This window comes from Fuerstiella marisgermanici (assembly GCF_001983935.1).
Lineage (GTDB): Bacteria > Planctomycetota > Planctomycetia > Planctomycetales > Planctomycetaceae > Fuerstiella > Fuerstiella marisgermanici.
Genome location: NZ_CP017641.1, coordinates 5,339,684 through 5,362,500, shown reverse-complemented (window position 1 = coordinate 5,362,500; position 22,817 = coordinate 5,339,684). Strand labels below are relative to the sequence as shown.

Here is a 22,817-nt window from a genome sequence, read left to right as displayed (position 1 = left end):
TACTTTTAACTCCCCTAGAAGGGGTACTTTTCATCTTTCGCTCGCGCTACTTTTCACTATCGGTCGTCAAAGAGTATTTAGCCTTGGGAGATGGTCCTCCCATGTTCAGACCGGATTTCACGTGGCCGGCCCTACTCATATAGCTGATCATCTTCGCTTTCAAATACGGGACTCTCACCCTCTATGGTTCCGCATTCCATCGGATTTTTCTGGCTTTCGCGATCAGCGGGCTGTTCCCATTTCGCTCGCCGCTACTTAGGGAATCGCTGTTGCTTTCTTTTCCTCCGGGTACTTAGATGTTTCAGTTCTCCGGGTTCGCCCTGCATGCCTATGTATTCAACATGCAGTAATTCAGGGATCCTGGGATCAACGCTCGTTTGACAACTCCCCCAGGCATTTCGCAGCCTTCCACGCCCTTCATCGCCTTTTGACGCCTAGACATCCCCCATACGCCCTTACATGCTTGACCACAAAGATTCACGGCCAGTTGGCCGTTCCTCTGATTCAAACATGGTAACGATATTTACGCTGCAACGACTAATGCTGTCCGATACCCCCGAAGGGTTCGCACTGACCTAACTCAAAGAACTCACAGAGTTTGGCCACATTGCCATCGCGAGAAAACGCAATTTAGATGCCACTTAGACTTTTTCAAATTGTCAAAGATCTTGTCTCGCGTTCCGAGTCGCCTCGTTTTCGCGAGCGGGGAACTGTATCGTCGACTGGTTCGCCGGTCAACAGTGTTGCTCTTCTTTTTTTGAAGATTTCCCAGTGGAGACGATCGGGCTCGAACCGACAACCTCCGCCTTGCAAGGGCGGCGCTCTCCCAATTGAGCTACGTCCCCGCTTTGGTTGTTTTGATACCTGTTGTTGTGCAGGTATCAAAACGTGCCGTTTGAAATTTGAATGTTCAAATTTCAAATCGCATTGGGTGTGGGAGGACTCGAACCTCCGACCTCGGCTTTATCAGAGCCGCACTCTAACCAGCTGAGCTACACACCCGACTTTTTGCGAGCCGGGCATTTTGCCAACGGATTCCTCGTATGTCCAGCCCTGCACGCATAATCTCACGGAATTCGCCTGAGCGTATTGGCTGGACGGCGAATAGGTGACACTCACACAGTGATTGAGGTTCATGTTTCCTCGTCGTTCCTGTTGAGTCTCAAGGGTATCGGGCGTTTCTATGGGCAAGTTGAGCGGCGACTTCCAGATTTGTGCACTTTTCGACGCTTCCGCATTTTTGCAAACCGTTTGTGGCCCGAGCATCAGACTGGCACCGTATAGCGGAAGGCAATTATGATTTGTTGGTCGAGGCGTTTGTTCCCTCCTTCCGGTCCATGCCGCTGCTGAACTGAAGTTACTATGAGAGATCCGCGGATCAATTTTCGAACGCGTGAGCTGGCCGCATTGCTGGCTTTCTTGGTGCCAGGTGCTGGCCATTTTTATCAAGGGCGTCGGCTAAAGGCGGGTGTGTATTTCACCTGCATTCTGTCGCTGTTCTTCGCTGGAATGGTGCTTGGCGATTGGCAGCCTGTTTACAGTCAGGTTGTGTATTCGACTCAGAATCACGCATCGCTGCAGATGCAGACTGCGGAGAGTCAAATTAATTCACACTATTCGTACGGCTACGCAGCGCAGGTGCTTGTTGGTTTGCCAGCGTTGCCAGCTTTGCTCCAGCAGTCTCGGTTTTCGTCGAACAACGGTGTTGAGCAGGGAGTCGAATCCGAGTTCCGGAGTGATTTTTCCGGAACCATGCGGCACGGCGGTCACTTCATACCTGTGACGGGCACACTCGAATTGGGGCCTTCCGATGGTGGCCGAGGCGTTTCAGGTGAGTTTCAAGGGGAGACTCTTGACGGGCGGACGGTCGGCGGCCCCATCGATGGAGATGTCGTCCTCGGCAGACGAGTGTTTGGTTCGCCGCGGCGTGAGGCGCATGTAACCGGTTTCTTCAACGGTGACGGTGATGCACAGGAAGGCGGCCCGACAGAATTGCTGGGAAGCGTGGCTCGGCCATTCCACAACTGGTACCAGGCTCCGCGCGACAATGCTGAGTTGGACCGGTTGCATGGAAAGCTTAGCCAGCACTTTGATATCGCCTGCGTATTTACGTGGATTGCCGGTTTGCTGAATCTGATGGCCATTTGGGACGCGTACGACGGGCCAGCGTATGGTTACGGCGATGAAGAGCCCGACGAAGACGAAGATGATGACAGTGACACTGCGAAAACCAAGTCCGATAAAGACAGCTAGCGCTGCCTGTGGTGGCCGCGTTTGAAAGCTGGTCCAACCCTGTTGCTCACGTCAGGTACATCCGCCCGCCTATATTGAATGGTGCTTGTTCATGCCTTCGCTCTTTTATTCAGTTCCGCTAACGGCAGTCATAAGCCTCGTGTACTGCACGACTCGCTACGAAATGCCCGCACGGATTTTCCAGAGTGCCACCATGATGTTTGTGAAGACAATCACGGGGCTGGCGATTTTGTACGCCATCCTGTGGTATCTGTCATCCTGAGAACACTGGCGGAATTCGGCAGTTACACTTCTGGCTTTACGACTTGCGCGTCCGCCAGCGACTGCGTGAATAGTGCTCCGGTTTCGGCAAGGTGTGTATTCGCCAAATCCACGATATGGCGATGGTGGGTGAACATGATCACCTGCGTCTGGCGAGAAAGTTCGGTCAGGACTTCTAAAGCTGCCACAGAGCGAGCGTCGTCGAACTGAATGAGAATGTCGTCCACGATAAAGGGCACTGGATCCGATTGGGCGAAGTGAGCTTCCAGGCTCGCGATCCGTAACGCAAGGTACAGCTGATCGCACGTTCCTTCGCTCATGCCTTCGACGGGGACGAGTCGCCGTGATTCCGGGCGCACGCCAACCAAAATGGGATTGTGGTTGTCGTCGTAGTCCGCCTGCAGTGCGTCGAATGCGCCCAGCGTTAATTGTGCAAACAATTGGCTGGCGCGTTCGAGCACCGGGCCTTGATTTCGCTCGCGATAACGTTCGATGGATCTTTTCAGGATGCCTGCGCCCAGCTTCACTCGCACAAACTGTTCTGCGTCGCTGCGCAGCTTAGCGAGGATGCTTTCAGCTTCATCGGCTGCATGGGAAGCCGCCGCGCTGCCGTCCATTTCGTCCAGCTTTCTGCGGAGGCTACCGATCGACTCCGACAGCCTGTCGCCGTCCGGTTTCAGTTCCCGTAGCTGAGCGTTTAGTTGCGCGATCTGCGGTTCCAGTTGATCGGCATCTTCGGCTTCCGCCTGAGCGATGAACGTTTCGAGGTCTGTTCCGCGAGCTAGCCGCCGGACTTCGGATTCTCGGTTCGCCAGCAATTCTTCCAGCCGTTGCCGCTCGTCAGACTGCTGTTCGATAATGGGTAAGTCTTCGATCTTGTCGGCGCCGGCTTCTCGACACAGTTCGTCCAGTAACGCCGACTGATTCAGGATATTCTGCTCGACGTCGGTCAGCTGTCGTGTCAGGTTTTCTATCTGTTCTTGCCGCCCCGTTAGCGTCGCTTGTTGGGTGCGAGCGCCGGTGAGGCGGTCGTTGAGGTCAGCAACCGCTTGGGCAATCGGCATGTCCCCGATTTCTACAGCTACCAGCTCAGTCACATGTCGCACTGATTGGTCGTATTCGGCGGCCTCGGCCTGTTTCGCTTCAGCCTGTTCGGCAATTTTTCGTTCGTTGCGAATGTCGTCGAACAACTCGTCGACCGCGTCCAGCAGCGCGCCGGCTTCGGCCGGGGTGAGGTCACCTTCGCGGCCCAGAACGGCGACAGCGTCCGCCCATCGCGTCAGCCATGTTTGCTGTTCTGCCTTGGCGGTTTCCAGCTGGCGTTCAGCCGTTGCTGTCTCGGCTTCAAGCGTTTTCAATCGCTGCAGCAGTGTTGTGTGTTGTTGAGCGGCTTTGCCGTGCTGGTCGATCTGTTGCTGGCATAAGTCGATCAGGTTGCTCAGCGGTTTGTCGGACAAAACGCCCGCCTCTGGTGACAGAAATGGGCACAGGATTGACCGGCAATTTTCCAGTTCCGCGTTTAGCGCAGTCACAGCTGCTTGCTGCTGCCGCAGGTCTTCCAGTGATTCCACTAGCGCGGCCTGCTGTTCCAGCCACGCTTTCATGTCGGGGGGCGGCAGCGGCTGAATGCTGGACGCTTGCCAAAGCTGTGTCCAGCTATTCGCGACGTCGGAGTGTGACTTGCGAAGTTCGTCAAGGTCTTGCCCGCTGGCGGCGAGATCGCGTTCAGTGAGATGCATATCGGCAAGAAGTTGGGCCTTTTGGGCAACGAGATCGGCCTCTCGACGCAACCGGTCGACGATGTCATCTGCCTGGCTGGCGGCCTTTTCAAAGGCTGTCGTCAATTCGGCGGTGCCATCAAATTTAGCAATGAATTCAGAAACGGCCGAATCGTCACCGTCTCCATCAAGGTGCTGCCGCAAGAGTTTCCAACCGGCGTCACGAAGCTGTCGAGCTTCTGTCAATTCTGCTTCTGTGGGGACATCCTGTTGGAGCCGGATGTCCTCAAGCTTGCCCGTGATGCGATTGAGTTCACGCTGAAGCCGGCGGCGTTCTTTTTGAGCGTCCCTTTCCCGGTCCGCCAGTTCCTCAATTTGCCGCTCGCACCGATTGATCGACTCGGTTGACGGCAGCGGCAGAACCTCCAATTGTTCGGGTGAGCCCGCCCAGAGCGGGAGTTTTTTCAGGTCGCGTTCGATCTGCGATTGGGTGTTGTCGGCCAGTTGTTGTGCGTCACTGAGTTGCTGGTCCAGGTCGCCCTGGCGGTTAATGCGTTGAATGGCTCGCTGTAGTGGTGCCACGTCCTTAGGTTCCTGCAGCGACGCAAGTTCGGCAGTGACGTCATTCAGTTTTTGAGATCGATCTGCCAGAAGGTTTGTTGCCTCGCTGACCGCCTGGAAGATTCCCGAACGTTGTTCGCCAAGTTCCCGAATCCGTTGACGTTCGGCCGGCCCGATCCGAAGTTCCTCGGCGCATTTCAGGTCGGCCGGTTTTCCGAGCTCCTGCAGTCGGCGAAGAGCCTGCTGTTCGTATTGCTGGCGGCGAATTAGCAGATCGGGGCATTCCTTTTGCAATCCGCGATATCGGCCAAGTTCGGCATACAGCTCTTCAATGGCGGAACTGTGCTGCAACAGCGTTGAAGGCGCATTAACTTCCAACAGTGACTGTTCTAACGCCTGGATTTCCTGCTGGAGTCTCGTTTGCGTGGACTGAGCGTTACGAAGATCGGCGGCCGCTTCACGTCGCTCATCGCCGAATTCACGCCGCAGTCTTGGAACGGTGGTCAGGTTCTGAAGCTTTTTTCGCAGCGGTTTCAATTCTGCAATGACGGGCAACGCATCGGCAAACCGTTGCAGGCGGTTTAGTTGGGCCTGGAGGCGGGCCATATCTGCATCAACGACAGCCTTTTTTTCGTGAAATTGCTTCAGTTCCTGATCGTGCCGCTGCCAGTCGCTGCCCGCCAGTTGCGCTTCTTTCACGCGTTTGCGAGCCGCTCGCAAATCGGCCAGGCCCTTGTTGATTGCCGGGATTCTGCCGGTTGCCTTAAAAAGACGTTCGCCGTCTTCTTCCAGGGTTTTCAGGACTTTCTGTAGGTCGGCCGTGCCGGAGCCGGCGGCAAACAGCGAAGCGCCCAGATCGCCTTTCCCCGTTGCAATGTCGCGCCCGCCGGCCACGAGCTGCTGGTAATCGATTCCAAACTGCGTGCGAAAGCGGCGAGCATCCATGTGGTGCAGCATTTCGTTGAGCTGCTCGGGGTCGGCGACAGTCTTGTCGTCTGCTGCCCGCAGTGAATTTTGCCCACCCTTCCGCCGAATCACTTCCAGCATTCGGCCATCGCGGTCTTCAAACAAGCCGCCGATTCGCAAATCGTTGTGGCTATGCACGAAATCGTCGCGGCACTTTGTGGGAGGAGCGATCCCGAATAGCAATTGTTGCAGCGCTCGCAGCGATGAACTCTTTCCCGCTTCGTTGGGGCCGTACACAAGATGCAGCCCGAAATCTCCGTCGTCGAAGGTCAAAGACTGCCCCGAAAACGGCCCGAAGCTCAGCAGGTCCAGACGGCGAATTCGCAATGTTTGCTTCCGTGGGATTGAGAAAACGCGATGGCGGACACAATTCGCGGTTGGGCGGCTGGCACAAATTTCCCACAACCTGGGTTGGCGCCACAATTTCAACCACGCTTTGGCGAATTGGTAGTATCGCTGTGTGGCAGTGACGGTCAAGCAAACACTCAACGGGGCACGGCCGGTATGCTTGGCTGCGGGGAAAATCGACGTACTTCGATGGAACCTGGCTAACGGTCTCTGTCAATTCACGGCTTTTCGCCGTAGAGTAGAAACCCCGCCGGTTGATCGTTTCTGAACCATTGTGCTGCTGCAGGATGGCTTTTTATCCCATGGCTTGGTCCGCGAATTGCGGGCCGGGAGCTGGTTTTGGTTTCGCAATCCCTTCCGAATCAGTACCTCGCTGACCCCGATGTACAGCTAATGCTGCGCGTGGTTGCGGGAGAAGATGAGGCGTTTGCAGAACTGGTGAAGCGGTATCAGGACCGTCTGCTGGGCTTTTTCTTTCACCTTGTTCGTGACCGAACGCTGGCCGAAGACATGGCTCAGGAAGTGTTTTTGCGAGTCTACAAATCGCGAGAACGGTACACCGCGACGGCTCGCTTTTCGACTTGGCTGTTTCGAATCGCTCACAACTACGCCAGCAACCAGAAGCGAGGTTTGGCACGGCGACGAGAGGTCCCGCTTTCAGGATCGAACGGCTCTGAGCACGAAGTTCGGGCGGAAGAAGAGATTTTGGCAGAAAAATCGGCACTTATGCCGACCAGACAGATTGATTCCCGTGAAGCCCAGGATGTTGTCCGTGAAGCTTTGGATTCTTTGAACGAGCGCCAGAAGATGGCCGTGCTGCTGCACAAGTTTGAGGGCATGAGTTATCAGGAAATCGGCGACATCATGGATCTGAACGTCGTGGCGGTGAAATCCCTGCTCGCACGAGCGCGAGGACGACTGAAAGAGGCCCTGGAAAAGTACGTTTGACGATGGTCGAAAATCCTCACATCGAAGACGAAGAGATTCTGGACGAACGGCAAACGCAGCTCGTCAGCTATCTCGATGGCGAACTCGACGACACGCAGATGAATGCGGTCGAGCAGAGTCTCATTAACGATCCGGACATGCGCAGCCACGCCGACATCCTGTCGCGGACATGGTCGATGCTGGATGCTCTTGACGACGTTTCTGCCAGCAAGCAATTTACCCAGGCGACATTGGCCAGTATTTCTGCTGAGAGCGTGTCTGCCGAATCAGCTCGCCCTGACGCCAACTTTCGGAAATTTAAGCAGGCCATGGCTCGGTATCGCATTGTGCCCTGCTTTGTTGCCGGGCTAATTGGCGGTGCTGCGGGGCTTTTTCTCAGTCATGCCGCGTGGGACAGGCGCGAGCAACGTGGCGACGCAGCAATTAATCGAGCCGTGCTGGAAAATTTTGAACTGCTGCAGAATACGGACCTGTATTCGATCATTCCGGACGTGGACAGTCTGAGGGAGCTCAAGCTTCCCGAAGACCCAAGTGCGACGAAGGCCGCCGTGCAGAAAGGTGGTGTCGAATGAGCCAGGCAATGAAAGATCGGTGCATCCCGCTGGTTGCGCTACTGCTGGGTGTGGCGGTCGTTTACGCATTCGGAGCGTGGCAGCATCGAGTTCAGGCAGCTGCAGAGGCGGAGGTTCGCGACAAGTTTGAGGCACTGGACGCTGTTGAGCAGGAACGCCTGCTGAACCGTGCTGACGGGATGAATAGCAACCGGGAGACGTCTCCCGAACAATTCGACCGTCTGCAGGATATCCACGCTTCGCTGCAGGCTGACCCCAAATTACAGGACAAGCTAAAACGGCTGCACGCTTGGTGGCTAACGCTGGATGTTGACGACAAAAACAAGTTAAAGCCGTCAGGAAACGAATTCGTCGAAGACTGGGTCGACCGAGTGGAAGAGGTGTATTTCGAGACTCGTAACAAGCCAGGGCAATTTGTGATTAAGTTCCGAAGCCGCTCACCGTTTGCTGGCCGGCACGAGTTGTTTCGGACAGACGAACGCGTCTTTCAGCAGTTTCTGGATGAGGTATTGCCAGAAGATCAACGACCACAGGAGCTGAAAACGCAACTGGCCGGGTTGTCGGGCGCAGATCAGGGTAGCGAACGGGCACTCGCCATCATGATTTGGCTGCAGAAGAAATTGGCTTTAGGGTTTGGGCGTTCAGATGAAAACCCAGTAGATAACTCGCTGGTTTCCCGGATTGAATCGGCAGTCTCAGACACTTTGATTCTGTCGTCAGATCGAGAGCGTTTCGACCAGTTCAGGACAGAATTCACATCAGGTGAATCGCCGGATCGGTCTGGGGGCTGGCAGCGTATGTGGCCCCGGATCTTGGCGATGACGGTCCTTCACCAGGCGATGGATTACTATTATTCCTTGTTTCGAATCAAGCATCTAAGCGGACAGCGGGATGTTCTGATCGCAATGTTTGACGAGCTTGATCGCAGCGAGCAGGTCGAGTTGATGAGCCGCGATGCTCGCGAGGCTGAAAAGAACTTGGAACGCCGACTTATCGAACAAACGTCCGCAAAAGATCCGGCGGTTGCAGCCATCGCCGAGGATCTACAGAACATCCGGGACAACTACCGACAGATGTTCTCGGGCAGGTCGCGGAATCGCGGTCGGCCGGGTAGCGGCCCGCCGCGAGGTGGGCGGCCGGGCGAAGAGCGGCGTGACGGCCGCAGCGAACCTCGACGAGATGGCTCGCCACGGAATGAATCCGGCGGCCGTGAGCGAGGCAGCGACAACCGGGATCGCAATCCAGGCCAAAGAGGCGGCGACGACAGATAAGGCCGCCAAGCCGGTTGGGCACCGGTCGTTAGATCGCCGGCCTCGGTCCAGGCCTCGGCAAAAGCACGCTTGGTGCCACAAAGGTAATGGCCCTTGTGGCACTCTTGCAGCGATTGCAACACGGGCCGCTTACAGCGAATTTCGCTGACTTGTAGCCGCGGAGCAAGCGTTTCTCGCTACGAAGGCTGTTTCCCACGAGCCCAAACCGGCCACAACTGAAGGGAAAATCCGCTAGCCCGCCCCAAACCCGTTCACGAAGATGTCCAGGTAGAGGACGAATACAAACAGCGTGATGATGAAGATCAGGCCGACTCCGTGAGCCAGATTGATCACCTTGGGACTCGGCTTCTTCCGAGCGACCGCTTCCCAGATTAGAAACACCATGTGGCCGCCGTCCAGGATCGGGATCGGTAGAAAGTTCAACACGGCCAGATTGATACTCAGGAAGCCCAGGAATACGAGCAGTCGCGACATACCGTGGTCAGCCACCTTGTACCCAAGGTTTACGATTCCCACGGGTCCGCTAAGTGCTTTGGGCGACAGGTTGCCTTGAAACAGTGATCGCAGCGTCAGGTAAATGCTGATGGTCGATCCCTTGGTGTCCCGAAATCCCAGTGCTGCCGCATCACCCAATGATTGGGCGACTCGCAGATTGGTCAAAGATCCCCAGCCATCGATGCCTCGTTGAGTGATGTACCAGTCGTCGACCGGATCGAGCGTCTTAAACAAATGTGCGAAGCTGCCTTCACCGTCAGGCGATTTCGCCACATGAACGCGTACCTGTCGGGTAGGAAGTTGTTGGATTTGAGCATGAACGTAGGCCCAGTTGACTGGCAATTTTGCCATTTCTTCGGCCTTACGATCGTCCAGCTGAATCTTGTACTCAGTGGCTTCGACTCTATCTGCCACCGGATTTTTGGGGTCTGGTTGTTCAAGCACGACCATCGAGATCTTTTGATTAGCCTTGAACTTGCCGCTTTTCTCAGCGGCGCTGCCGGTCTCGATTTTGGCGATCCACGGCTGAATGTGAAAGCCGGCTCCGATGGCAGGAATTGCCAGCGGGTCGGTCAGCGAAGCCATCGGTGACGCCCAACCAGGCTCATCATTCGGTGTGACTTCAAGATTCAATGTTTCCGAGCTATCCCCTTCTCGCTGGCGAGCCACGGTGATTGTCACGACTTCCCCGGCATGCTCCGCGAAGTAGTTGGGCAGCATGAGCGGATCCAGCTCTTTGCTGACTTCCAGCCCGTTCACCGCCTTGATCTGGTCATCAAGTTTTAGCCCCGCTTTTTCGGCCAGCGAGCCCTTGGCGATGGCTGTCACTTTTCCGATCGCCATCACCAGGCCCATCGATTTCCGTCGTTGCGGTGGGACTGTGATTTCTACTTTTTCGCCGCTCTTCGTTTCTGACGACTTGGCGTCGCCCTCGGCATTCGCCGCTCCGGGAGGGGCTCGCTCAACCGTGTAAGTAATGTCCTCGGCTGCGTATTTCGCAGTCAGGTAACTGATTTCATGTAGGTACTCAACAGGCTCACCATTCACTGCGACTACTCGGTCGCCTGGCAGAAATGGCTCGCTCGCCTTCTGCGAGGGGAAGCCGGGCAGAGTGAAACCGTCTGACGATTCAGTCTCCGGCGACAGTGTGCTGGTTCCGGCTGGTCCAAGTCCGATCAGGCGAACGACGTCTCCCATTTTCGGCTGAATCACTTCATTCAGCTCAGACCCATCCGCGTGAGTTCCCTCGATGCGGATCGAGCCACTCGACAGCACAACAGCCTGGTTGATTTCCGAAAACGTGCGAATTTCCGCACCGTCGATGCTTTCGATCATGTCGCCTGGGCGAATACCGACGTTCCACGCGGGACCACCTGTGACCACGTATCCCACCATCGGGACCGTTTGCACCACGCCAAACCAGTACGCCGTTGCAAAAAACAGAAAGCCAGTGATCACGTTCATGATCACTCCGGCAGAAATAATGGCCATCCGCTGCCAGACCTTCTTCGCCGAATACGATCGCTCGTTTTCTGCGATCTCGTCGCTGGTCATCTGGTTGGGGTCCATGTCGTCCTGCCCGAGCATTTTGACGTAGCCGCCAAATGGCAATGCAGAAAGAGCGTACTCCGTTTCACCCTTCTGGCGACTCCAGATGATTGGGCCGATGCCAATGCTGAAGCGTTCCACGTGCACGTCGCACCACTTGGCCACCGCAAAGTGGCCGAGTTCGTGGAAGAAGATCACCGCACCAAGGCCAAGAATGACCGAGAGCGCGTTGCCGACCATGCCGAGCGTGTCGGAGATCGCGGAAAATGTGACGAATGAATCCAGAATCAGGATTTCCACCGAAGTGCTTCCTCCCGAGCCCAGTGATCTGCCTCTCGCAATTGCGACAGGGTTGGCTGAGCGTCGAATGTATGGTGGTTAAGAATGTCGTGAGATATTTGTGTGATCTGGTCGAACCGAATGTCGGAATTCAGAAAGCGTTCGACCGCAATTTCGTTGGCGGCGTTCAAAATCGCGCCCGCCGTTCCGCCCTGTTTGGCGACTTCGAACCCCAGTTTCAAAGCGGGGAATGCGTCGAAGTCCGGCGGAAACAATTCCATTGTAGCAGCCGCCATCCAGTCGGTGTCCGAGCTGGGGCACGGAATACGATCCGGAAACGTCAAAGCATACTGTATTGGTAGTCGCATGTCGGGCGGAGACATCTGCGAAATTACCGAACCATCTTGATATTCCACAAAAGAATGAATGAACGACTGCGGGTGAACGACCACTGATATCTGGTCTGCGGAGACCCCAAATAACCAGCGAGCCTCCACAATTTCCAGGGCTTTGTTCATCATCGTGGCGGAATCGATCGTGATTTTCGGTCCCATTTCCCACGTCGGATGCTGCAGTGCCATCTTGGGCGTGACGTCTTTCATGCGTTTGCGAGTCCATCCGCGAAACGGCCCGCCGCTGGCCGTCAGAATAATTCGCCGCAGGTCAGACGCCTGGCCAGCCTGCAATGCCTGAAAAATCGCGCTGTGTTCGCTGTCCACCGGAATAATTGTCGCCCCGGTTTCGGCGGCTCGTTGAGTAATCACCGAGCCGGCCACGACCAGACTCTCTTTATTCGCCAAAGCGACCCGTTTTCCGGCATCGACCGCTGCCCACGTGGGTTCCAGGCCTGCCGCTCCGACAATCGCAGAAACGACGACGTCGACATCGTCGCCACGAATTCGATCAAAAAGTTCGTCTGCGCAGGAAACCAGCTTTGTCGTGGAATCCGGCAATTCCGACGCGAAACTGATCGCTGCGTCCGAATTCGCCACCAGCGCCCATTCTGGCCGAAATTCGTCGATCTGCTTTTTCAACAGGTCCACGCTCGTGTGCGTCGTTGCTCCCAATAGGCGCATGCGATCGGGATGACTGCGGATGACGTCGAGACAACTTGTCCCGATCGAACCGGTCGACCCAAGTACAACAATGGATTGAGGCGTAGTCACAAACGATTTCCGCCTCGTTATCCAAGGCGGCAATGATGAAAGCAGTTTCTGCGGCGTCTCGGTGCGATTGCATCATAAATTGACGCAACCTGATAACCCAGACGGCGCGGGCATGTTAGGTGTCTGCGGCATTCTCGACAAGACGGGTCAGTCCGTGTGAGAACCTCGCATCGGCTTTGCTGGCCTCTACGAATCGCCGTAGCGTGCGTAGATTTCCGAAATCACCTTCGCTTCCATGTCGCCGCGGTGCAGTATCAGTCGATATTTCAGGACTGTCGGCTGGTCCGTCGAAACGGCCTTCGGATCTTTTCCCGGGTAAACGGCATTCTGCATACTCTTTGCCCGCCGCAGGATCCATGGTTGAGGGTGCCCTGGATTCGACGGATGCGACAGGATCGTAAAGCCGGATTTGCTGTCAGAAATATCCAGCCAAGGGCCAGCGTCGACGGCGGTCGTAGTTGGCTCCAGCACACCGGCTTCGCCCGAGAATACCTGTTCCGGATTCAATTGGATCCGCGGCGAAAAGCCGCCGTAGCCTTTGTCGTCTTCAGAACCGCCGATTTTCACGTCCGGCACCAGTGCTTGCAGCTGGATCTCAAAGTCGATCAACCGATATGCATCTGTGGCGGGATGCACTGTAATCGAAGTCCGCTCGCGCACGATCGGTGTCTTCGCCCCATCTGCGTCGCGGAAGTCGGGCGATTTCCAGTCCATCACTGCGGACAGCTTCACGCTGCCGTCTGTCCGACGTTCGATCCCTCGCGAACGAACGTCCCATTCAAATGCCTGGCAAACCCACGGATCACCAATTCTTTGATCGCCGACCCAAACCTGATGCCACGTCCAGAAAACGCCTCGCTGGTGCAGATGGTCATCCGGAAAGTCTTCTGTGATGACGTCTCCATCCAGGTTGTGCAGCGGATGAACGTAGTTGGCTCACTCAAACTTTCCGTCACGAGACTTCGGTGCTGATTGGTAAAACAGCACCGGTTGCTCGCCTTCGCGCACTTCGATGCCCTGATCGTTGAAGTGGGCATGCAGCTTAGACGTCCCTGAATGCTCGTCTGCCGCAGTGTGGTCCGAGAAATACGCGCTTCCCACAGCGATGCTCACCAGAATCAATCGAAATATGCAGCGGCGTGACGTCATGGCTTTTCCTTGTTGGGGGTGGGAGCGAGCATGATATGTTCGTCCGCCCGAAATAAAAAACGCACGTCGCTAAGGCGGCGAGCGGCAGGAACGAATCTGGAGTGATGGCCTCAGAAAACATGAAGTGCCGCGATGCGTAGGCGATTGACGGGGCACGAGTTCGGTCTATCGATCTACGGGTTATTCCTGATGAGTTGATTGCACAACCGGCACAATTGAACGCGATCCCGAACCGTTGCGGTTGGGTTACACAATCGATTCGGCCTGACCAAGTCGGCTCGCCGTTCCCACCAGGCCGTGGCCACTGCACTTTCAAGCCGGCCGCTCAATGCTCCGACATTTACGGTATGAGCTCCGTTTCCATTTCATCCGCTACGCGTACGCTGCCGGTCAGTCGTGACGCTGCCTTCAAGGGTGTTTTGATCCTCGCGACGTTCGTGTTCGATGTCGTGCTGATCGCGTCGCTTGGGCTTTGGTTTCCGCTGGACGATCTGATTCGGCCGCTGCTAACGGCCACGGTGCTTTCCGGCGTCGGGCTGTGGTATCTGCGACGTCAGGAGCACGGATTCGTGATGTGTCTGTTGTCGCTGACTCAGTTGGTTCTGTTCACGTCGGCCTACACGGTGCTGATGTACGCGGTCGCGGCGGTCAACATGCCGCTTGTCGATCCTTATCTTGCCGGCTTCGACCAGATGCTGGGCATCCGCGTCGATCGTATTGCCGAATGGACCGCCCGGATCCCGATGCTAAGCGTTCCGCTGGGAATCGCTTACGACACCGTGATGTTGCAAACAGCGGCTGCCGTGGTTGTCCTCGGATTCGCCAATCGCCGCCGTGAACTGGAAGGCTTCGTTCTGCAGTTCATGCTGACTACGCTGACGTGTGCTGTCCTGTTCGTGCTACTTCCGGCCGACGGCCCGTTCATCACTTACGATTACGCGCCGAACGAAGCTCAGCAGCGTTTTCTGCATGACTTTCACGAAATGAGATCTCAGCAACGCACACTCGTCACATGGCGCGACGCGGAAGGGCTGATCACATGCCCTTCGTTTCACACGACGTGGGCCATTCTGCTGGCATGGGCATTTCGAGGCGTGCGTTACGCTCGCTGGCCGATGTTGCTGCTGAATGTGTTAGTCGTCGCTTCCACGATGACGACTGGCTGGCACTACTTTTCGGATGTCGTTTCTGGAGCACTGTTGGCGGTCGTGGGGATCGTCGTCGTGAACCGCCTGCAACCGTGGCTTTACGACGAAGACAACCGGCCTCGCCCGATGAGTGTCTGATTCGCTGCAAACGTGACTGGCTGTTGCGATCTCAACCAACCGATCTGCGGCAGTTGAATTATTGCTTGAAGAGCAGTGGAAAGAACTTGCCGCCCAGTGGCTGTCCGGGCGGTACAACGTCGGTGCCATTCAACAGCGGCTGGTCAGAATCACTGCACACGCCGTCCTTCACCACGTTCAACACCATGGCTCGACGAGGCCGATCGGTTCGGTTTTCAAACGAACCATGCACCGTCAGTGGGTGGTGAAATACACATTCCCCTGCCTTTAATTCCACCGCCACAGGGTTATTGAACAGCTCCCACTGTTCGTCATTCAGCGCGTCCTTGATTGCCGTCATGTCGCCCGCGAGTCCGGTGACCGGCAGCAGATTCCACTTATGGCTGCCGGGCACATAATGGATGCAGCCGTTGTCCACCGATGCGTCGTCCAGGCCGACCCAGCAAGTGAGGTGAGCCATCGGCTTCGTGCGAGTCCAGTACGAATAATCCTGATGCCACGCGACAACACCGCCGTGTTTTGCGGGCTTGCAGAAAAGCTGGTCGTGCCAAAAGCGCACATCTCCGCCAAGCAATTGGCTGGCGGGAACAGTGAAAGCCGGATTCCACAGGGCATCGTGAAAACCTGGCCGCAGCCGCCATGCCCCCAAAGCATGAAACAGCACCAAGTTGGGGTCGGCCGATTCGTTCGAATTGTATTCGTACCACAGTTCGCGGCCGGCGTGTTCCGGGTCGGTCAATTCTGCCAGCTCGTCCCGCAGTTGCTGAGTTTGTCTGTCATCCAGCAAGCGTGGCCCAACGACGAAGCCATCACGTTCGAAACGTTGAATGGCTTCGTCCGACAAACGCGGCGCATTTACGGCATCACTGGAAAATAAATCTGAAACCGGTTCTGAAAACTCAGCAAGATCCTGCATGCGACTAATTCCTAAACCCCGAACATAGTCCGTTTGGGCACGTCAAACGCGACTACCGATCGAACAGCACTTCCGTGCCTCGCACAGTTTCGTCGAAGTTGCCATCGTTGAAAACCGTCTGCCCTGCGACCAAAGTTCGCACGGGCCAGCCCTTCAATGACGTCCCGTGCCAGGCACTCCAGCCGCTTTTTGTGACCTGGTCTTCGTCGCGAACAATTGCTTCGCGGTTCAGGTCGACCAGCACAAGGTCGGCGTCAAAGCCAACCTGAATGCGGCCCTTGTTCTTGATGTCCCACACCTTTGCCGGTGCTTCGCACATCCACGAAACAATTTGCTGAAGGCTGCAGCGTCCGGAATTCATTTCGTTAAGCATCAGCGCCAGAGAATTTTCGACGGCGGGCATACCGGACGGCGACTTTGGATACGGCTGATCCTTTTCTTCTCGCGTATGAGGCGCGTGGTCTGTGGCGATGACCTGAATGGTCCCGTCCAGCAAACCGGCCCAGATGCGTTCATTGTCGTCTGCGTTCTTGACCGACGGGTTCATCTGCACCAGCGAACCCAGTCGATCGTAGTCGTCGACGTTGAACAGCAGATGATGAGGGCATGCTTCCGCCGAAATCAGATCGCTGCATGTGCGCAGAAAGTCGACTTCGTCGCCGGTCGAAACATGCAGCACATGGAATCGGTGGTTGTGTCGATCCGCCAGGTCGACGGCTCGCTTTGTGGCAATCAACGCAGCTTCGTGGTTGCGGATGCGACTGTGGTCGGCATAGCTGCTGCCACCATTCAGTTTCGCCGCATTGGCTTTCACGGTCGCTTCGTCTTCGCAATGAGCACAAATTGGAAGAGTGGATTCGCCGAAAATGCGTTCCAGCGCCGCCTGCTGATCGACCAGAAGGTTGCCAGTACTGGAACCAATGAAGATCTTAATCCCCGGGGTCCGCGTTGCGTTTTTTAACTCATCAACGTTGTCGGGAGTCGCTCCGATATAGAAGCCGAAGTTCACCAGGCATTTGCTCGCGGCCAGATCCAGCTTGGCATGCAAAGCGTCCGCGCTGGTGGTGGTCGGATTGGTGTTCGGCATCTCCAAAAAGGAAGTCACTCCGCCCTTCGCGCAGGCCTTGCTGCCCGTGTAGAGGTCCTCTTTGTGCGTTAAACCCGGATCACGAAAATGCACCTGATCGTCAATCACGCCAGGCATAAGGTGCAGACCCGCCGCATCAATGACTTCATCGGCGGGCGCGTCGACGTCAGCATCAATGGACGCGATCTTACCGTCTTCCACCATGACGTTGGCGGCGCGAGTCTGATCGGCAAAAACGACGTCTGCGCCGCGGATGAGGGTCTTCATAGTAGTGGGAATCGCTTAATTGTATTTCGAGTTACACCTTGTCGCAAAGCGACGACAAAGTAGGTGCCGCCTGCCGGGCGGCACTTCGCCGCAGGAGACTTAGAATTGTGTCAGCACGATAATATGTGCGACCGTCAAACTACGTCGCAGCCAGCCCATTGGCAGTTTTCGCACATTGCGGCCGGTTCGCCGGATGCGACGATGTTCTATTGCGAGCTGCTATGACGGTTGAACTAGCTGCGTGTCGCATGGCCCATGCTGCGGAGGTTCGGCATGCATGTGCCTCATTCTGCTTTCTCTTCAGCATCCTGTTTCGGCTTCGTCTTTTCGATCACGCCAAACATGTGTCCGCCGACTTTTCCGTGTTGCCATGTGCCGGCGTAGCGGTTGTCGTGAAAGATCACTCGAGCCCCAAATTCGTCGCCCAGCCCGGGGATCGAAGCCTTCGTTAAGGCGACCATGGGAGTGTCTTCGGCCCAAATTACTGGCACTGTGACAGGCAGCCTGGAGTCCACCTTGCCGTACTTGATTCGCACCATAAACGTCCACAGGTTGCCCGTTACCTTCGTGACACTTTCGATTTCGTAGCGTTCGGCTTTCGGGGGGCCGTCCATCTTGCCGTCGACGGTGAAGGAGCCAACCAGAGTTGTGTTGGACAGCATTTCACTGAACGCTTTTTCGCGTTTGGCGACAGCGTCTGCCGCTTCGTCTGCCGTGACGGAGACGCTGCTCAGCAGAGTCAGAGCAATGCCAAAGATTAGGGTCCGTTTCATGGGGAGGCTCCTGTGAAAAAATGGAATTCACTCAGACTGAAACAGTGGGCCATGAGAACAGCGGGTCACCGCTACAGCGTTTCACGCTGACTTGTGGCCGCGGAAATCGTCTTTTGTTTTACGCGGGCCGGTTCCCACGAGCCAGAACCGTCCACAACAAAACGTAAATTGCTCTCAAGAGTCGCTGGCACGCGACGTTTTTCATCGCCGTCTATCAGCAGCCTTTTTAGCTGACGTCGTCCGTCGTCCACTGCCCATCGACTCGTCGCCAGGTTGCTGACGATGGATTCTTGTCCTGCAGGATTTCCGGAAGACGGTTTGGCCGTACGTTGTCATAGCACATCAGCATGCCAAATCGAGCGGCTGATGTTGGCAGGCCGACCGCCGTGAATCCGGGATGACCGGTCGCCGGGAATGGCCCGCCGTGGTTCATGGCGGCCGATACAGCTACGCCGGTCGGCATTTTGTCGTTGAGCAGTCGGCCGACTTTTGTTCGCAATGCCGGTTCCACAATTCGGTACGCGTCGTCGTCGGCACCGGCCGTGTCGGAATAAACGCAGCCGGTTAAGTTGCCTTCCAGAGATTCTGCAATCGCCTTCATTTGATCGACGTCGTCCGCCAGCACGACCAACGAACCGTTGCCAAAGGCTTCTGTTTGGAACACTTCCGGATTTTTTAGATACAGCGAACCCGGCACCGTCAGCAGCGTGTTTTGATAGCAGAACCCGTTTCCGCCGCCCGGCTCACCGCCCGTTTCCACGACTGCTCCGGCCTTCTTCAGAGTCTCGATGCCATGCGCGAAACTTTTCTGCACGCCCTCGCCCAGCATTGTCCCGACCGCCGCATTCTGAAACCGTTCCGCCACCGACTTCACAAAGGCTTCTCCTTCGGAGCCAGCCGGAACAATTACCATGCCCGGATTCGTACAGAACTGGCCGGTGCCCATCAGGCAGCTGCCGCTGAAGTCATCCGCAATCGCGTCGGCTCGTTCAGCCAGAGCACCCTGCAGAATGAAGACCGGGTTGATGCTGGACAGTTCTGCGTAGAACGGCTTGCCTGCTGCATCGGCGGCGGCTTTTAGTTTAAGCCCGGTATGGCGAGCTCCCGTGTAACCGCTGGCGGCGATTCGTTGATCGGACACGAGTTTGTAGCCATCTTCATGGCTGGTTCTGTAGATCAACTGCACCAGTGCTTTGGGCATGTTGGTCTTCTGAATGGCGGCGACAACAGCTTCGCCGAAGATGCGAGTCGTATCGGGATGACTGGAGTGACCTTTGGCGATCACGGGGTTTCCGGCCGCAATCGCTGCTGCAAAATCGCCGCCCGCGATTCCGTTAAACGCAAACGGAAAGTTGTTTGGGCCGAACACCACCACTGGCCCGATGGGGCCGAGCACAGAACGAATGCCGGTCGCTGTGTCGATGATCGGACTCCGCCACGAACCGGTCTCCGCTGCTTCAGCCGCCTGGCGAAGCTGGTTCGTCGTGCGAGGCAACTCGCCATCTTTCAAACGCGGTGAAACCGGCAGCGCTGTTTCTGCATGAGCGGCCGCGACCAAATCATCGGCACGAGCTTCGATTTCATCGGCGTAGGCGTTCAGGAATTCAGCGAACCGACTTCCCGGCCAGCCTCGAACTTCCTTCGCAACGTCTGACGCGGCCTGGATTGCCTTGTCAATTTCCGACCACGGGCTCAGCGGAAACACGCCGGGAAGGGTTTCCTGAGTCGTAGGATTAATGGCCTGGAATGTTTCAGCGGTTTCTGAAGCGACCCATGCGCCGTTGATGAGGACGGGGTGTGTCATTTTATGATTCCTGAAATGCGATTACATAAATGCCCTGCTCTTTCACGCTCGACTTAAATGCGGCCAGCAGGAGCAAATTCGGACGTTCGCCCGACTGTGTCGGTGGACGGGGCCGCCTAAAAAATCCCGAGCTGATCTTTGGCGTCGTCTGTCATGCGTTCGGGCGACCACGGTGGAGACATGACGATTGTGATCGCCGCTTCATCGACATCGTGCAGGCGTTCCAACGCCATTTTGGATTGCTGCACAAGTTGAGGGCCCGCCGGACAGGCTGGGCTGGTCAGCGTCATATCCACCTTCAAGCGACCAGCGTTTTCTTCATCCTGTTCCACAGAATAAATCAGGCCGAGGTCGACGATGTTGATCATTAACTCCGGGTCGATGACCTGTCGCAACGCTTCAAGGTATTCGGATTCCGTTGAAGCAGACTTGCTTTCATCGGCGGGCGTTTCATCCGCAGATTCGGATTCGGCCGATGTTGCGGTCGCCGCGGTTTCACTCTTTGCTTGACTTGCGTTGTCGGTTTCGACGGCGGCGGCCTTTGCTTCGGAAGCCCACACGCCTCCGTCTTTCACTTCGACGTGAAACGTGCGAATTCCTTTTGTGGCCGGCATGCACAAAGCGGCTCCGGTTTTCAGGTCGAACTTCGCGCCGTGTCGCGGACACGTGATCGCTCCATCGGCGATCGGGCCGTCGGTGAGCGGCTGGCCATCGTGCGAGCAGACGTCTTCGATCACGAAATAGTCGTCGCCAAGGCGGACAACAAGTGCGGGAATGTCGTCCACAAAAACAGACTCACGTTCCCCCGGCTGTAGTTCGTCGGTGCCAATGAGGCGTTCCATGGTTTTTCCTGTCGGATTCTGAATAGGCGGCTGTTCACCGCAGTTTAGACCGTTCGCACTACGAGTGTAGTGATTCTGCAGGGATTCTAAACCAATTGCGGTGTCTTGCTGCCTCGCCCTCAATAACGGGAGCCGCAGTGTGGTGCCGGAAACCGCCAGGGCCTCAGCATGCTGCAGCGCGGCTCCGAAATCTTGAAGCTGTTTGCGAACCGCCGGCCGCTGCGGTTTCTACACCTCGATAGGTCGCCACGATAAGTTGGCTGACTGGCTGACTGGCTGACTGGCTGACTGGCTGACTGGGTGACTGGGTGACTGGGTGACGGCTTACGGCTTACGGCGTCCACGTGGGATCAACCATTTCCGAATTCATCGCTTCCCACCGGCGCACCAACTCTTCGCGCTTTGCAGTGTTTTGGTCTGCAAGGTTTTGGGATTCGCTTACGTCGTTGGACAGGTCGTACAACTCCCACGCCAGCGATCCGCCGCGCCGCGGGTTTCGCAGCAACTTCCATTGCTGGTGCCGCAGAGCCGCCTTGTTTCCAGTTCGCCAGAACAGAGTCTCGTGGGGGGCTGACTTCCGTTTGCCGTTCAAAAACGGTACCAGATTCACGCCATCAAGATTCTTTATCGTCGCCAGATCGATGCCGGCCGCGGCAACTGCGGTCGCGAAAAGGTCGAGCGAAACGACAGGGTGATCATAGACCGTATTCGGCGGAATTTGCCCCGGCCAGCGTACGCAAAACGGTATCCGCAGCCCACCTTCGAACATCGAACCCTTTTCACCACGTAGCGGCAGATTACTGCTGGTCAGTTCCCGAGTCGGTCCACCGTTGTCGCTGAGGAAGAAGACCAGCGTGTCGTTGGTCAGGTTCTCGTCGCGAATCCTGGTCAGGACGGCTCCGATGCTGTCGTCCATGTTGGCCAGCATGGACGCGAAGATGCGGCGATGGACGTCGTCGACATGTGCGAAGCTGTCCATATATCGATCAGCTCCCTGCAGCGGACTGTGAACAGCGTTGTAGGCGAGGTACAGCAGAAACGGGCGGTCGGCATTCCGGTCGATGAAGTCGACCGCTTCGCGCGTGAAGGCATCTGTTAAGTAGGCGGATTCATGCACTGGCTGGCCACCTCGATAAATCGGATTGTCGGCGTCGTAGGCAGGTTCGTCGTGGCCCATGTGAGTTGTGTAAACCAGCTTGCCGTCCGGGCTGCGGTATCGCCCTTGAGCATGTCCGGGCAGCGATCGCCGACGCAGCATCGTTGTGACGCCGTCGAAAGGTGGCGGGACGAAGTAATGGCCTTCGTGCAGGAAGCCGAAGAATTCGTCAAAGCCACGCCGCAGAGGATGGTATTTTGCTGTTCCGCCCAAATGCCATTTGCCGATCAACGCGGTCGTGTAGCCGACATCGTGCAGAACATTGGCGAACGTCTTCTGCTTCAGCGGAAGGCCCGCATCGGGATCTTCATTCTTCGCGCCGATCGGATTGAATTCGTAGCCGAAGCGAGTTTGATAGCGGCCAGTAAGCAGGCCGGCTCGCGACGCGCTGCAAAACGCGGCTGTGACGTAGCCGTTAGTAAACCGCACCCCGTCGTTGGCAATGGAATCGATATGCGGTGTGGGAATCTGCGGATTGCCCTGACAACCAGTTTCCCCGTAGCCAAGGTCATCGGCCAGTAGAATGACAATATTCGGCTGGCGACTTTTCTTCACGGTCGCATCGTCGCTGGCGGACGCGATCGTGCTGAGGTCTACAAACACCAGCAGTGAAATTGACAACAAGTAGGCGGCGGACGGCATGCAAACGGCTTTCATTGCAGGGCTCGGGGCCGGTCAATTATTGCAGCGGCGTTTCCATGACGTGATAGCCGGAGTCTGCAAAGTTCAATTTTTGATAGGTCGCGATGGCCGCGTTGTTGTCCCGTTCTACATAAAGTCGCATGCATACGACATCCGGTTGCTGCTTTAACTGGTCGATTGCATGCTGCAGCAGTCCCTTGAACACGCCTTTGCCCCGTGCTTCCGCGACGACGTAGACGCTTTGCAGCCACGCAATCCAGCCGTCACGCCAGTCGCTCCATTCTCGCGTGAGCATGATCTGGCCGATCACTTGCCCATCAGCATCTGCCACGAAGTACCGGACTTCTTCACCGACGTCCAGGCCACGAGTCACGCCGGCTTGCACCGTTGCACTGTCCAGCTGCCTGCCTTCGGTTTCCATGGCCAGGCGACAGTTGAAGTCGGCAAGCGTCGGGATGTCTGAGTGAGTGGCAGAGCGAAACGTGATGTTCAATTCTGGATTCCCGTTG

At 56.4% G+C, this 22,817-nt stretch carries 17 protein-coding genes, 2 tRNA genes, 1 rRNA gene and 1 pseudogene (1 of these 21 cut by a window edge); 6 read left to right on the top strand and 15 right to left on the bottom strand.

The window, feature by feature from the left end; genetic code table 11:
- From Fuma_RS19965 to Fuma_RS19955, 3 genes are all read right to left on the bottom strand, one after another.
- Positions 1-469 (bottom strand): 23S ribosomal RNA (locus Fuma_RS19965) (it extends 2,291 nt beyond the left edge of the window).
- Positions 470-772: 303 nt separating this feature from the next.
- A tRNA-Ala gene (locus Fuma_RS19960) sits at positions 773-845 on the bottom strand.
- Positions 846-928: 83 nt separating this feature from the next.
- Positions 929-1,002 (bottom strand) — tRNA-Ile (locus Fuma_RS19955).
- A 360-nt stretch (positions 1,003-1,362) separates the two neighbouring features.
- Between Fuma_RS19955 and Fuma_RS19950 the strand changes: the two genes are divergently transcribed.
- Positions 1,363-2,253 (top strand): DUF6677 family protein, encoded by an 891-nt coding sequence (locus tag Fuma_RS19950; RefSeq protein ID WP_077025670.1) that lies wholly within the window; start codon positions 1,363-1,365, stop codon positions 2,251-2,253.
- Positions 2,254-2,344: 91 nt separating this feature from the next.
- Positions 2,345-2,515 (top strand): hypothetical protein, encoded by a 171-nt coding sequence (locus Fuma_RS35350; RefSeq protein ID WP_158521070.1) that lies wholly within the window; start codon positions 2,345-2,347, stop codon positions 2,513-2,515.
- A gap of 22 nt (positions 2,516-2,537) precedes the next feature.
- Here Fuma_RS35350 and Fuma_RS19945 read toward each other — a convergent pair whose 3' ends face one another.
- Positions 2,538-6,086, bottom strand: a complete 3,549-nt coding sequence (locus Fuma_RS19945) for a YhaN family protein (protein WP_077025669.1) — start codon at positions 6,084-6,086, stop codon at positions 2,538-2,540.
- Between the two features lie 360 nt (positions 6,087-6,446).
- Between Fuma_RS19945 and Fuma_RS19940 the strand changes: the two genes are divergently transcribed.
- The 3 genes from Fuma_RS19940 to Fuma_RS19930 are packed head-to-tail and all read left to right on the top strand — an operon-like array spanning position 6,447 to position 8,898.
- Positions 6,447-7,055, top strand: a complete 609-nt coding sequence (locus Fuma_RS19940) for an RNA polymerase sigma factor (RefSeq protein ID WP_229360691.1) — start codon at positions 6,447-6,449, stop codon at positions 7,053-7,055.
- A 2-nt stretch (positions 7,056-7,057) separates the two neighbouring features.
- On the top strand, positions 7,058-7,627 hold the full coding sequence (locus tag Fuma_RS19935; protein ID WP_077025667.1) for an anti-sigma factor family protein: 570 nt from the start codon (positions 7,058-7,060) through the stop codon (positions 7,625-7,627).
- The gene (locus Fuma_RS19930) at positions 7,624-8,898 is read left to right on the top strand and encodes a hypothetical protein (protein WP_077025666.1); all 1,275 of its coding nucleotides are present in this window, start codon (positions 7,624-7,626) and stop codon (positions 8,896-8,898) included. Before Fuma_RS19935 ends, Fuma_RS19930 begins: the two co-directional genes overlap by 4 nt.
- A gap of 231 nt (positions 8,899-9,129) precedes the next feature.
- Here Fuma_RS19930 and rseP read toward each other — a convergent pair whose 3' ends face one another.
- The 4 genes and pseudogenes from rseP to Fuma_RS34285 form a co-directional block, all read right to left on the bottom strand.
- Positions 9,130-11,241, bottom strand: coding sequence for an RIP metalloprotease RseP (gene rseP, locus Fuma_RS19925; protein ID WP_077025665.1), 2,112 nt, complete (start codon positions 11,239-11,241; stop codon positions 9,130-9,132).
- Positions 11,229-12,386 (bottom strand): 1-deoxy-D-xylulose-5-phosphate reductoisomerase, encoded by a 1,158-nt coding sequence (dxr, locus tag Fuma_RS19920; protein WP_077025664.1) that lies wholly within the window; start codon positions 12,384-12,386, stop codon positions 11,229-11,231. The genes rseP and dxr overlap by 13 nt, the downstream gene beginning before the upstream one ends.
- 186 nt (positions 12,387-12,572) lie before the next feature.
- Positions 12,573-13,307 (bottom strand): annotated as a pseudogene (locus Fuma_RS19915) (DUF6807 family protein); the annotation flags it as partial.
- Positions 13,308-13,322: 15 nt separating this feature from the next.
- Positions 13,323-13,535, bottom strand: a complete 213-nt coding sequence (locus tag Fuma_RS34285) for a hypothetical protein (protein WP_083732175.1) — start codon at positions 13,533-13,535, stop codon at positions 13,323-13,325.
- Positions 13,536-13,882: 347 nt separating this feature from the next.
- Here Fuma_RS34285 and Fuma_RS19910 point away from each other — a divergent pair, with 347 nt between their 5' ends.
- Positions 13,883-14,821, top strand: a complete 939-nt coding sequence (locus Fuma_RS19910; protein WP_077025663.1) for a phosphatase PAP2 family protein — start codon at positions 13,883-13,885, stop codon at positions 14,819-14,821.
- A gap of 58 nt (positions 14,822-14,879) precedes the next feature.
- On the opposite strand, the gene Fuma_RS19905 is transcribed toward Fuma_RS19910, so the two are convergent.
- The 7 genes from Fuma_RS19905 to Fuma_RS19870 form a co-directional block, all read right to left on the bottom strand.
- Positions 14,880-15,737: a phytanoyl-CoA dioxygenase family protein gene (locus Fuma_RS19905; RefSeq protein WP_077025662.1), complete on the bottom strand. Its 858-nt coding sequence runs from the start codon at positions 15,735-15,737 to the stop codon at positions 14,880-14,882.
- Positions 15,738-15,789: 52 nt separating this feature from the next.
- Positions 15,790-17,091: a dihydroorotase gene (locus tag Fuma_RS19900; RefSeq protein ID WP_077025661.1), complete on the bottom strand. Its 1,302-nt coding sequence runs from the start codon at positions 17,089-17,091 to the stop codon at positions 15,790-15,792.
- A gap of 284 nt (positions 17,092-17,375) precedes the next feature.
- Positions 17,376-17,864 carry a hypothetical protein gene (locus Fuma_RS19895; RefSeq protein ID WP_077025660.1) on the bottom strand — a complete coding sequence of 163 codons (489 nt, stop codon included), beginning with the start codon at positions 17,862-17,864 and terminating at the stop codon, positions 17,376-17,378.
- A 226-nt stretch (positions 17,865-18,090) separates the two neighbouring features.
- A complete protein-coding gene (locus Fuma_RS19885) occupies positions 18,091-19,668 on the bottom strand; it encodes an aldehyde dehydrogenase (NADP(+)) (RefSeq protein WP_077025658.1) in 1,578 nt (525 codons plus the stop codon).
- A 116-nt stretch (positions 19,669-19,784) separates the two neighbouring features.
- Positions 19,785-20,510, bottom strand: coding sequence for an iron-sulfur cluster assembly protein (locus Fuma_RS36860; RefSeq protein ID WP_077025657.1), 726 nt, complete (start codon positions 20,508-20,510; stop codon positions 19,785-19,787).
- Positions 20,511-20,841: 331 nt separating this feature from the next.
- Positions 20,842-22,308: a sulfatase-like hydrolase/transferase gene (locus Fuma_RS19875; protein ID WP_077028438.1), complete on the bottom strand. Its 1,467-nt coding sequence runs from the start codon at positions 22,306-22,308 to the stop codon at positions 20,842-20,844.
- A gap of 37 nt (positions 22,309-22,345) precedes the next feature.
- Complete coding sequence (locus Fuma_RS19870) at positions 22,346-22,801, bottom strand: GNAT family N-acetyltransferase (RefSeq protein ID WP_077025656.1); 456 nt, start codon at positions 22,799-22,801, stop codon at positions 22,346-22,348.
- Between the last annotated feature and the right edge of the window lie 16 nt (positions 22,802-22,817).

Bases quoted from the DNA above. Each gene is read 5' to 3' on its own strand.
- Fuma_RS19950 (WP_077025670.1), top strand. From the start codon at position 1,363: ATGAGAGATCCGCGGATCAATTTTCGAACGCGTGAGCTGGCCGCATTG.
- Fuma_RS35350 (WP_158521070.1), top strand. From the start codon at position 2,345: ATGCCTTCGCTCTTTTATTCAGTTCCGCTAACGGCAGTCATAAGCCTC.
- Fuma_RS19935 (WP_077025667.1), top strand. From the start codon at position 7,058: ATGGTCGAAAATCCTCACATCGAAGACGAAGAGATTCTGGACGAACGG.
- Fuma_RS19930 (WP_077025666.1), top strand. From the start codon at position 7,624: ATGAGCCAGGCAATGAAAGATCGGTGCATCCCGCTGGTTGCGCTACTG.
- Fuma_RS34285 (WP_083732175.1), bottom strand. From the start codon at position 13,535: ATGACGTCACGCCGCTGCATATTTCGATTGATTCTGGTGAGCATCGCT.
- Fuma_RS19910 (WP_077025663.1), top strand. From the start codon at position 13,883: ATGAGCTCCGTTTCCATTTCATCCGCTACGCGTACGCTGCCGGTCAGT.
- Fuma_RS19905 (WP_077025662.1), bottom strand. From the start codon at position 15,737: ATGCAGGATCTTGCTGAGTTTTCAGAACCGGTTTCAGATTTATTTTCC.
- Fuma_RS19900 (WP_077025661.1), bottom strand. From the start codon at position 17,091: ATGAAGACCCTCATCCGCGGCGCAGACGTCGTTTTTGCCGATCAGACT.
- Fuma_RS19895 (WP_077025660.1), bottom strand. From the start codon at position 17,864: ATGAAACGGACCCTAATCTTTGGCATTGCTCTGACTCTGCTGAGCAGC.
- Fuma_RS19885 (WP_077025658.1), bottom strand. From the start codon at position 19,668: ATGACACACCCCGTCCTCATCAACGGCGCATGGGTCGCTTCAGAAACC.
- Fuma_RS36860 (WP_077025657.1), bottom strand. From the start codon at position 20,510: ATGGAACGCCTCATTGGCACCGACGAACTACAGCCGGGGGAACGTGAG.
- Fuma_RS19875 (WP_077028438.1), bottom strand. From the start codon at position 22,308: ATGCCGTCCGCCGCCTACTTGTTGTCAATTTCACTGCTGGTGTTTGTA.